This is a genomic window from Streptomyces botrytidirepellens (assembly GCF_003721215.1).
Lineage (GTDB): Bacteria > Actinomycetota > Actinomycetes > Streptomycetales > Streptomycetaceae > Streptomyces > Streptomyces himastatinicus.
This window is the reverse complement of sequence record NZ_RIBZ01000143.1, coordinates 1-8,706: the sequence shown is the minus strand read 5'-3', so window position 1 is coordinate 8,706 and position 8,706 is coordinate 1. Positions and strand designations below refer to the sequence as shown.

General features: G+C 69.8%; 9 protein-coding genes. All 9 read left to right on the top strand.

The genetic code is table 11. The features are described from left to right. The first annotated feature begins 571 nt into the window (after positions 1-571). The 9 genes from EEJ42_RS10835 (at position 572) to EEJ42_RS10795 (ending at position 8,651) form a co-directional block, all read left to right on the top strand. Entirely contained in the window at positions 572-982 is a 411-nt protein-coding gene (locus EEJ42_RS10835; protein ID WP_123099741.1) for a hypothetical protein, read from the top strand. A gap of 300 nt (positions 983-1,282) precedes the next feature. Continuing rightward, positions 1,283-1,471 (top strand): hypothetical protein, encoded by a 189-nt coding sequence (locus tag EEJ42_RS10830; protein WP_148081918.1) that lies wholly within the window; start codon positions 1,283-1,285, stop codon positions 1,469-1,471. 386 nt (positions 1,472-1,857) lie between these two features. Beyond that, the gene (locus EEJ42_RS10825; RefSeq protein WP_123099739.1) at positions 1,858-2,184 is read left to right on the top strand and encodes a hypothetical protein; all 327 of its coding nucleotides are present in this window, start codon (positions 1,858-1,860) and stop codon (positions 2,182-2,184) included. Between the two features lie 376 nt (positions 2,185-2,560). Next, on the top strand, positions 2,561-3,292 hold the full coding sequence (locus EEJ42_RS10820; RefSeq protein ID WP_123099738.1) for a hypothetical protein: 732 nt from the start codon (positions 2,561-2,563) through the stop codon (positions 3,290-3,292). 211 nt (positions 3,293-3,503) lie between these two features. After that, positions 3,504-4,310 carry a protein phosphatase 2C domain-containing protein gene (locus tag EEJ42_RS10815; protein ID WP_123099737.1) on the top strand — a complete coding sequence of 269 codons (807 nt, stop codon included), beginning with the start codon at positions 3,504-3,506 and terminating at the stop codon, positions 4,308-4,310. Next, the gene (locus EEJ42_RS10810) at positions 4,303-5,628 is read left to right on the top strand and encodes an RNA-guided endonuclease InsQ/TnpB family protein (protein ID WP_123099736.1); all 1,326 of its coding nucleotides are present in this window, start codon (positions 4,303-4,305) and stop codon (positions 5,626-5,628) included. Before EEJ42_RS10815 ends, EEJ42_RS10810 begins: the two co-directional genes overlap by 8 nt. Positions 5,629-6,504: 876 nt before the next feature. Then, the gene (locus EEJ42_RS10805) at positions 6,505-7,188 is read left to right on the top strand and encodes a hypothetical protein (protein ID WP_123099742.1); all 684 of its coding nucleotides are present in this window, start codon (positions 6,505-6,507) and stop codon (positions 7,186-7,188) included. A 483-nt stretch (positions 7,189-7,671) separates the two neighbouring features. Continuing rightward, the gene (locus EEJ42_RS10800; RefSeq protein WP_148081917.1) at positions 7,672-8,061 is read left to right on the top strand and encodes a hypothetical protein; all 390 of its coding nucleotides are present in this window, start codon (positions 7,672-7,674) and stop codon (positions 8,059-8,061) included. A gap of 224 nt (positions 8,062-8,285) precedes the next feature. Continuing rightward, positions 8,286-8,651, top strand: coding sequence for a hypothetical protein (locus EEJ42_RS10795; protein ID WP_123099734.1), 366 nt, complete (start codon positions 8,286-8,288; stop codon positions 8,649-8,651). The last annotated feature ends 55 nt before the right edge of the window (positions 8,652-8,706 follow it).

Below are 8,706 nucleotides of genomic sequence, written 5' to 3'. Positions count from 1 at the left end.
GCGGCGCCGGGGGCCGTCCCGCGACCGGCCCCGCGCGAGTGGCGGGCACCGTGGGCGTTGCGAGGTTCGGGTTGCGGGTGTAGCTCCCCATCCGGCCACGGTACGGGGCACCGGCCCGGGGGAGCGGTGACCACAGCCCCGCCCTTCGGGCCGCGTCACCCAATCGACCGCCCCGTCGCGCCTCGCACTCCAGGGCACGGCTCCCCGAAAGGACCTCTTGATCATGCGCACCTTCGACCCGACCACGACCAGCGGTAGCGCCGTCGCCGACCTGTTCCGTACCTAGTGCCGCCTGCGCGGTGACAAGAACACACCCGTCGAACGGATGATGCCCGGTGTCGACTTCGCCGGGGCAACCATCGCTGACGCTCTCGTGGAACTCGACGGCTGGGAGCCCCCACTCACGGGGACACACCGCGCGTCACCGCCCGCCCGTCCCACCACCGTGTCGTGCCCCGCACCCGTGCCGTTCCTGGCCGAGAGGGGCGCGCCCAACAGCCCTTACCCCCACCACAAGCCCCCGCCCCCGGTCATCCGCCCGGCGCGCGCCCCCAAACTGACAGGAGCCCCCGTGCCACTGCACAACTTCCCCCGCATCTACGCCTTCCACGTCCCACGCAGCGACGCAGAGCTGCATCACCGCCTGATCAAGGGCCCGCCCCGCCACAGCACCGAATGGGCCCCGCCTCCCGGAACCGACCTGAACTGGAGCGACGTGATCATCTTCGGCAGCACGACCGGCACCAGCCCTGCACCACCCGGCGGCTGGGCCGACACCACGATCCGCTTCCGGGTCTTCACCGTCTTCCCCTTCGACACCGAGCGGTACCCCACCGTCATCCCGCTCGTGGGCGGCCACGACGAATTCGAGCGGCCGGGCTCCGAACTGGGGGAGCTTGCCGAGGCACTGCGTCTCTCCGCCGCCCAGAGCACCCCGCGCCCGTTGTACGTGCCGCCCTGGCTCACCTTCGTCCTCGACTGACCGCCATCCGGCCGCTATGCGCCCCTGGCTCCCGGCCGGACTCCGCCCACCCCCTATGGCCCCGGCCGGAGACGGCCACACGGTGCACCGGCTGGTGCCGGCCGCGCCGGGCCGGGCTCCCGCGCGCACCTCGCGCACCGGGCCCGCCCTGGCTTCCCGACCCGATCACCGCCGCCGCGACGCCGCGTTGGTTGCGGCCCTTGCCCTGTCCCCGGCCACGGTCCGGGTATCGGCCCGGGCGGGCGGTGACTACACCCGCCCCCTCGGGCCGTGCCACACCCGGATGCCCGAAGGGTGGTCATGGACAAGCCCCGCCCCGCACACGCCGCCGAGGCGCTCACCGCCCCGATGCACGACGCCCGCGCCGCACGCCTTAAGGAGATCACCGCGGGCGCCCGCCCGACCCCGGAAACCGCCGCTTGCCATGTCCGCGTATGGGCCGACGCCATGACCGCGGCACACCGCACCACCCACGGCACCGGTGTCTGACCCGAGCCCAGCTGGCTCGACGTCGCTACCGCCCGCGCCCTTGTCGAACACACCGCCACCCGCGCGCAGTGCGATCAGCAGAGCGCCGCCGTCACTGCGTACCTGACCCACGCCGACGCCCGGCTCCGTCCGGGCCCGAGCGCAGCACCTCCCATACGGGCTGCCACTACGGCGGCCAGCCCCCACACCGAGAAGGGACAACCCGGTGACTACCACCGACACCACCATCGCCCAGGACTGGATCACCAAGGCCGAGGCCGAGAACGCCGCCGAACGGACCGAACGCATCGAGTCCATGGCGGAGTACGCCGCCGAACTCGCCAAGGACGTCAACGACAGGCTCTCCGACCTGGGTATCACCCCGGTCACACCGGCCAGCGTGGACGATGACGGCTGCCTCGTCACCGCGCTGCTTATCCCCGGCCGCCCCCGACGAGAAGTTCTACGGCGTACATGCCACGTACGACGAGGACGAGGGGAAGGTCGAATTGCGCGTCAGCGACTACCGCCAAGAGGGCGGGTTCAAGGGGCTTGCCTCCACCGACTGCCAACTGGACAGCGCCCGCAGTGTCATCCTGGCCCGCCGTCTCGGGCCTCGGTACACGGGGTATACCCCGGCACCGCCGTCCGGCGACGCCCTGGCCATCGTCCAGGCCCTCGGGAACTTGCAGGCCACCGTGGAGGCCGTCGCTCGCAGCCTGTCCCGCCCCTGACCCCGCCCACACGCCCGGGCACCTCGCCACGCCCGGCCCGCCCGGCACCACCCAAAGGCGGACCGGCTCGTGTTCCCACCCCGCACCCGACCGGGCGGTTGAGGTTGTGACGAGCCCTCCGGTGCCGCACCCAGCGGTGCCGGGAGCTCGTGCATCCGGCCACGTCGCTTGCCTGCCTTGCCCGCCGCGCCCCGACCGTGGGCCCCCGGACGCCCGGTACTCCGAGCGTGCCACCAGCTGGGTGTTGCCTGGTTACCCCGCGCGACGGCCCCGCATCCACCAGGGCCCGGGGCACCGCCGGTCCCGCCCTGCCATGCCCTCAGGACGGGGCACCGCCCCGATGCACGCCACCCACACTCCATGAAAGGCCCCACCAATGACCGCCGCCACCACTCCCGAGACTCGTGCCGCGTCCCTGTTCGTCACCGCCTTCAACCTCGCCTACGAGCATGACCCCCTCATGAAGATCGCCGTGCACTTCGGCAGCGGTTCGAGCCAGACCATCACCGGCCAGCTCGACGCCTGGCGCATGCGTTTCCACCCGGCGGAGGTGTCCACACTCCTTGCGTGGCTCACCCGCGCCGTAGCGACCGACCCGGAATCCATCATCACCGTCACCACCACGCGCGACGCAGACGGCACATCAGCCTGCGGCTGGGCATGGTGCCTGGCCACCGGCGCCGCCCTGGACTTCAAGAACGCCGCACCCTACTTCGACGACGACGTCGAACTCCGCGGCGCCGAATACCGCAACATCACCCTTGACGGCCCCCTAGCGGACACCAGCCCCGACGGCCTGTCCCGCATGGCCCTCACCGATGAAGTGAAGACCATCGTCACGGCCCACGGCGAGCCTCCGCAGCCCGCCACCGGTCACCGGATCGTGTTGCGCGCGGACGGCACCATCACCGTCCACATCACCGCCGCCGACGTCCCTGCGGCCCGTAAAGCTCTGGAGAAGATCGAGCTGGAAGACTTCGACGTCGAGCATTGCACCCGGCACGGGCACCTGATCGGCCACATCACCCTCGGCGAAGCCGACAGCGCCGAACTCGTCAGCATCGACGGCATCCCCGCCGACGAACTCTCCGCCGAGAACACGGACTGACGAGCCTCCAACACCAACCCGGCCGGCCCCCCGGCCCTCGCCCAACCCGTCGGCCTCCGGCCCCGCACCCGCCCGGGGCCGGGGCCGCCCCTTGCCCGGCACACGCCCGCCCGTCGTCTTCCGCCCCTAGACCACCGGGCCCCGCCCGTGCCACCCAGGCGCCCGGCGCCCGAGCCCCGCCTCGCCCCGCTCAGCTGTGGAGGAATCCCTCATGTACCTCGTTGCTCATGCCACCGCCCAGCAGCAGGGCGGTCGTAGCCACCAGTGCGACGCCCACGAAATCACCGCAGCGCCCAACGGCACCACCGCTTTCGCCGTCCTGGACGGCATCGGCTCCGCCCCGGCCATCCGCGCCTGGACCCGCCGCGCGGCCGGCCGACTCGCACACGCCGCACTCTACGACCGCAGCGCCGAGCACGGCCTCCGACGGGTCTATGACCAGTACGCCGACGCCGGGCCGGAGTTCACCGACACCGGTGACGAACTCGGCGCCGCCGCCCTAGTCGCGCTCCTCGTCCCGGGACAGCCGCTCGAACTGGCCTGGTGCGGCGACGTCCGCGCCTACGCCATCCGCGATAACCAGGCCGAACGGCTGACCCACGACCACAACAAGCGTCGCGTCCAGCTCGACCGGGGCAAGACCCCGCGCGAGTACGACCGTAACCTGTTAACGTCCTACCTCGGTTCTGACGAGACCGACGACGAGGTCCGCCGGGAGCGCGGCCACCCGGCCATCGAGACCACGACCGTCGAGCCTGGAAAACTGCGCCTCGTCCTGGCCACCGACGGCGCCTACGAACCCCTGGCAGACCTCGGGCACCATCTGCTCGCTTACCTCGACGGCTACCCGGCCCAGGGCCGCGGAGGACTTCACCAGGAACGCCGTCCGCTTCTCGTATGCCGTCAAACTGCCGCAGCACGTCGACAACGCCACCGTCCTGGTCGTCGACCTCGTCCCCTGACTCGTGGCAGCACCCACAGCGTAGGCCAACTGAAGTATGGTGACCGTTGTGAGTGAACTCGGCCTGGTAAAACGGCAGTTCGGGCATCGTGCCCGACTGGCGCTGTCCCTTGCCGAGAGCCGAGTCATTGACGACCAGGCACACGCGGCCCGCACGATGTGGAACTGTTTGCACGCCTGGTGGCAGATGATGCCGAAGGACAAGCGGACCCTCGCCGCCGCTGATGCGGCGATACGGGAAGCCCGTAAGGACCTTGACTTCCTCGCCAAGCTGCCCGCGCAGGCATCCCAGGCGGTGCTGAAGACCTACTTCCGTGCCTGGGTGAACTGTTGGGAAGGCCGGGCAGACGAGCCGAACTTCAAGACCCGGTTCCGGTCGGTCATGTCCGTGGACATCCCGCAGGGCCGTGACCTGAACGTCGTCCGCGTCCACCGCCGCTGGGGTATGGTCAACCTGCCGAAGATCGGCCGGGTCCGCTTCCGCTGGACAAAAGACCTCCCCGTAGGCAAGCGAGCAGGCACCGACAACCGGATCACCGGTGCCCGACTGGTGAAGGACGCGCTCGGCTGGCACATCGCCTTCCGCGTCCAGACCATCGAAGCCAAGCCGCACCCCCATCAGGGCCCGGAAGTCGGCATCGACGTCGGGGTGAACATCCCTCTCGCCCTGTCCAACGAGGATCACCAGGACCACGGGCGCCCACCGCGCCTGCCGGACGGCACCGCCGACCGGGACAAGTGGCTCACCCCGAAGGAGAAGGCACACCTCCTCAAGCTGGAGCGGCAGGCCGCACACCGCAAGAGCTTCCGCAAGAAGAGGGAGAAGACTTCCCGCCGCTTGCAGCACACCTACGACCAGATCAAGCAGCTCCGAGCAAAAGCCACGCGACGAGCCTTGGACTGGCAGCACCGGACGACCACCTACCTCGCCCGTACGTACGGGGTAATCGTGGTCGAACAGCTCAACATCACGAGCATGGTCAAGTCCCCTCGGGGCACCATCGAACAGCCGGGCAAGAACGTCACAGCCAAGACCGGTCTCAACCGCTCCATCGCCCAAGAGGCGTGGGGACGCACGGTCACGATGCTGACGTACAAGATCGGCCGCTACGGCGGCCAGCTCGTCAAGGTTCCCGCCCCGAACACCTCCCGGCGCTGCTCCGGATGCGGATTCACTGTCCCCGGCAGCAGGGAAGACCAGGCCGCGTTCGTATGCAAGAACCCCGACTGCGACTTCCAGTGCAACGCTGACTGGAACGCAGCTCGGAACATCTTGCATCTGTACCGGATCGGCCACGTCATCGTGGAGGTCCCGGCCGCCGGAAGGCGCGGTCGCAAGGCGGATAAAACCGTCAAGCCCATCGCCGCGAGGTAGACGGGAATCCCCTTCCTGAGCTTACGAAGGGAGGGGAGAACTTTAAAGCTACAGTCCTCGCGATCNGGGGAGAACTTTAAAGCTACAGTCCTCGCGATCCGTGGGGAGCGCCCGGCCCGGTCACCGCCCTGGCACTCGTCCTGGCCATCTGGGACCTGCGCCTCCCCACCACCTCCCCGGACACTGAAGACCCCTGGGACGACGAGGACGCTGCGGACGAGGACATCGTGACCGTCCCCAGCACACCGACACCGGCACCAAGACCGCTGGCCGCAGCCGCAAGAACATGCGCATCAACCGGCCCGCCCGCAAGGGCCCCATCCGCGAACCCGCCCACATCCCCGCCACCGACGGCCAGGACCGTCCGGCCGACGGCACCTCGGACCCAAGTGGAAGGACGACACGCTGCGCTGGAAGGTGCCCAGGAAGTGGCAGAACCGGTGCCCCAACCCCCACCAGCACCGCGCCATCATCGAAGCAGGCGGAGAACGCAAACCCGTGCGCGTCCAAGTCGAGGAGCACGCCAACGGACCGAAGGGCCGCCCCAGCGACCCCCGCCGACCGGTGCGGATCGTGCCCGACCGCCCGCAGCCAGACTGACCCGCGCCCCGCACCATTCGGCGGCCCGCCCCGGCGTCACCAGGTGCGGGCCGTCCCGCGTTGCCGCAACGCTTCCCCACCCCGGGGCCCGCTCCGCGCCAGTGAATGGCACGCAGCGGGCCCCGGCCTTTCCCCGCTGTCATATTGCCCGTGTGGTTGCGGGGCTTGCCCGCCCGCCGGTCACTGTCACCGGCACAGGCCCGCCGCGCTCCCGGCTCCCGCCCGCCGAGCTGCGCCCGGTCTGCCGAACCCCGGCCCGCACGTGAGGAGATGACCGTGCCTGAAAGCACTCTCAAGTACGACCCGCCCACCACCGAAGGGGAAGCCGTCGCCTGCCTGTTCCGCGGCATCAAGAACATCGAGGACCCTGACGGGAACTGGAACGGCGACGACACCGTCCACCTGCTCCGTGACTGGTTCACCAGCCTGGGCATCAACCCCAGCGGCCCCGCGAACCAGATCGACACCACGCAGCTGAAGATCACCCCACCCGAGGCGGACCCCGGCACCGTCACCGACCTTCTGGCCGCGCTGCCCGGCTTCACCACAGAGCGCCGCCTCGCCGGTGACGAGGGCCATTTCTACGCCACCTATGACGAACCCGGTTTCGATGACCGTGCCGAGGAGGAGCAGGGCACCATCGTGGTCTTCCCATTCGCCTCCAAGGCGCGTCTGCGTACCGCCGTCACCGCACTGCGCCGCGCCGGATACACCGCCACTGCGCACACCTTGCACACGCGCGGATACGCCGTCCACGTGCACGCCGATGTTGTCTGTGCTCCCGTCCCTGTCCCAGCCGTCTTGCCTGCCGATGTCCGAGCCAGCATCGCCACCGTCGTGAGCCAGGGGTGGGACGACGAGCAGGGCGACTACGAGCAGCGGGACACCTGTGATCGCGAGGGGCACCTGTTCGTCCACATGAAGCTCATCAGCGACTACCTGGACTTCTGCTTCGCCTGATCTGCCCGCCGCGGGGCATGTCTCCACGGCCCCGTGCGTACTGGCCTCGCCTCCCACCAGAGGAGGCGGGGCCATCCGCGTCATGCTTCCGCCCCACCGGGGGTGGCCGCCCCGCGTTGCCACCCGCACTCGCACCACGGGGTTGCCCGGCTTGGTTGCCCTCGGGTCAGTGTGCGGGTGGCAAAAGCGGTTCCCACCCACTGGCGGGTGTGGTCGAGTCGCTTCTTCCCGGGCTGTGGAGTGTGCCCGTCCGGGCCTGCTCCTTCTTCCCGGCTTCCTCTTTCTGGAGTTGTCATGTCCTTGTCAAATTGTTCCCTGCGCCCCACCCTCACAGCGCGTGTGAGCCCGTACATCCCTCATTCTGCTGCACTGCGTGGCGGAGCCGGTGTGTTCCTGAACCGAGCACGGGAGGGGCGTGCGGCCGCGTTGCCGCCGCCGTTCCGGGACGGGGACTGTGTCAGCTGTCCGTGGGGCACAGAGTGGATGCGGCATCAGGGCCGGTGGATCACTCCGGGACAGCCCCGGGGCCTGGCCGTGCTGGACTGGGTGGTTACTGGCTGGTGGCAGACCCGGACGATGCCGGGGAGCCGGTTCGCGCTGGTGCACCGGCTCACCGAGCGCGAGATCCACCGCATCACTGCCTCCCGCTACACCAGCTCCTTCTACGACTGGAGCAGGAACGACGGCACGTTCTACCAGGAGCCGGTCTCCGGTGTCTGGCTGCGCTCGCTGGCATGGAGGATCGCCCGCGCCAGCAGTGTGAGCGTGCACCTGGAGCTGCCCAGCGGCATCGTCACCCTGCACTCCCGCCACGTCGGAGACGTCTTCTTCCACCCCGCAGGCCCCGCCGAGGCTCCCGCGCTTTGCGCCTGACGTCCCCTACGCCTGCGCCCTGGCTCCGCCGCTTTCCGGCAAGGACCAGGGCGCAGGCGCGCGCCGCCCGCCCTGTGTGCTCGCGGCCCAGGGACCTTCGTACATCCGGTAGCAGCGTCTCTCCTGCCACCGCGTGCTGCGCGCCCCGCTTGATGGGTTGCGGGGCTTGGCTGCGTTCAAGGCAGTGTCGGCGTGCCGGAAGAACGCCGCCCCGGCTCCCTCTCATGGTGGAGCCCCTGATGTTCAAGTCCCTGATGTCCAAGCTTTTTGGTGTGCTGCGTGACCGCGACGAAGTGCTTTTTCACGTACGGCGGTTGCGGGCGGGCGTCGACTGGTTCAACCGGATCGTGGTCCTGCGGACCGGTCCCGATACACGTTGCCGGTTCTGCCGCGGTAAGGGGGCCAAGGAGACCACGGACGGTATCGACTGGGACGGCACCCCGCGAGTCGTCAATGTCGAGCCGTGTCCGTGGTGTCCGGCCGACCGTCAGGTGGCCGCGTTCCAGGTGTGGTGCAGGCACCCGCTCACCCGCCGGGCCAAGGGCTCCACGGGACGGAGCGGCCGGGGCGAAAAGGTCCCGGTCCACTGACGCGGTGTGCCGCGCTGTGACCCCCGCCATCTTCTCTGACGGCCCCCGCCCCGCG